Origin of the sequence: Nocardioides sp. (genome assembly GCF_031422975.1) — a bacterium.
In the GTDB taxonomy this organism is placed as follows: Bacteria; Actinomycetota; Actinomycetes; order Propionibacteriales; family Nocardioidaceae; genus Nocardioides.
Genome location: NZ_JANPEO010000574.1, coordinates 1 through 1,851, shown reverse-complemented (window position 1 = coordinate 1,851; position 1,851 = coordinate 1). Strand labels below are relative to the sequence as shown.

The 1,851-nt window shown below is 71.5% G+C and carries 1 protein-coding gene; it reads right to left on the bottom strand.

Translation table 11 applies throughout. From position 1 onward, the window contains the following. The coding region (locus RMO85_RS17190; RefSeq protein ID WP_310529940.1) for an acetolactate synthase large subunit at positions 1–1,745 on the bottom strand (1,745 nt) is incomplete at its 3' end. Positions 1,746–1,851 lie beyond the last annotated feature (106 nt).

Genomic DNA, 1,851 nt, shown 5'->3' with positions numbered 1-1,851 from the left:
GCCTCGGACTCCTCGCGGTCCCACTGGGGTGCGGTGTCGCGAGCGACCTGGATCGCGTCGTTGCTCACTCCCGCGGGGACCATCGGCCACACCATCGCGTCGCGGTGCACGACGAAGTCGACGACGACCGGGCGGTCGTTGATCTCCATGGCCGCGCGGATGGTGTCGTCGACGTCCTCGGGCCGTTCGCAGCGCAGCCCGGCGCAGCCGTAGGCCTCGGCGAGCTTGACGAAGTCGGGGACGCGAGAGCCCACCGAGGTGTGCAGGTCGGTGTTGGAGTAGCGCTCGTTGTAGAACAGGGTCTGCCACTGCCGGACCATGCCGAGCGAGCTGTTGTTGATGATCGCGACCTTGATCGGGATGTTGTTGATGACGCAGGTCGCGAGCTCCTGGTTGGTCATCTGGAAGCAGCCGTCGCCGTCGATGGCCCACACGGTGCGGTCGGGCTCGCCGACCTTCGCGCCCATGGCGGCCGGCACGGCATACCCCATCGTCCCGAGCCCACCGGAGTTGAGCCAGGAGTTGGGGCGTTCGTACTGCACGAACTGCGCGGCCCACATCTGGTGCTGCCCGACGCCCGCGACGTAGCAGGCCTCCGGCCCGACGATGGCGCTGAGCCGCTCGATGACGTACTGCGGTGCGAGAGTGGACTCCTCGGGCTCGGTGTAGCCCAGCGGGAAGGACTCCTTCCAGCCGGCCACGCGCTCGCGCCACTGCGTGTAGTCGCCGCCCCGGCCCGCGTCGATGTCGGCGTCGACGGCCTCGATGAGGTCGACGAGCACCGCCTTGCAGTCCCCCACGATCGGCACGTCGGCCCTGCGGTTCTTGCCGATCTCGGCCGGGTCGATGTCGGCGTGGATGATCCTGGCACCGGGCGCGAACGACGACAGCTGGCCGGTGACCCGGTCGTCGAAGCGGGCGCCCAGGGCGATGATGAGGTCGGACTTCTGCAGGCCGGTGACCGCCGAGACCGAGCCGTGCATGCCCGGCATCCCGAGGTGGAGCGGGTGGCTGTCAGGAAGCGCGCCGCGGGCCATGAGGGTCGTGACGACCGGGATCTGCGACAGCTCGACGAACCGCCGCAGCTCCTCGCTCGCCCGGGCCCGGATGACGCCACCGCCGACATAGAGGATCGGCCGCTCGGCCCCGGCGATGAGGCGGGCGGCCTCACGGATCTGCTTGCTGTGCGGGCGCGACACGGGGCGGTAGCCGGGGAGGTCGATGCGCGGCGGCCACGAGAAGGTCGTGCGGGCCTGGAGCGCGTCCTTCGCGATGTCGACGAGCACCGGGCCGGGCCGGCCGGTCGAGGCGATGTGGAAGGCCTCGGCGATGACCCGCGGGATCTCGTCGGCCTTGGTCACGTGGTAGTTGTGCTTGGTGATCGGCATCGTGATGCCGCGGATGTCGGCCTCCTGGAAGGCGTCCGTGCCGATCGAGGCCGAGCTGACCTGGCCGGTGATCGCGACGATCGGCACCGAGTCCATGTGGGCGTCGGCCAGGGGCGTGACCAGGTTCGTGGCACCCGGGCCGGAGGTCGCCATGCAGACGCCGACGCGGCCGGTCGCCGCGGCATAGCCCTCGGCGGCGTGGCCGGCGCCCTGCTCGTGGCGCACGAGGATGTGCCGCACCTTGACCGAGTCCAGGAGCGGGTCGTAGGCCGGGAGGATCGCGCCGCCCGGGATGCCGAAGACCGTGTCGACGTCCAGCGCCTCGAGGGAGAGCACGAGGCTCTGCGCGCCCGTCACCTCGTGGGGGGTGCGGGCCCGGGCCTGCTGCGCGACCTGTGCGGGGCTCGGCGCGCTGGGGGCGCTGGGGGCGCTGGGGGTTGCGGGGCTGGTCGGGGCCACCGGG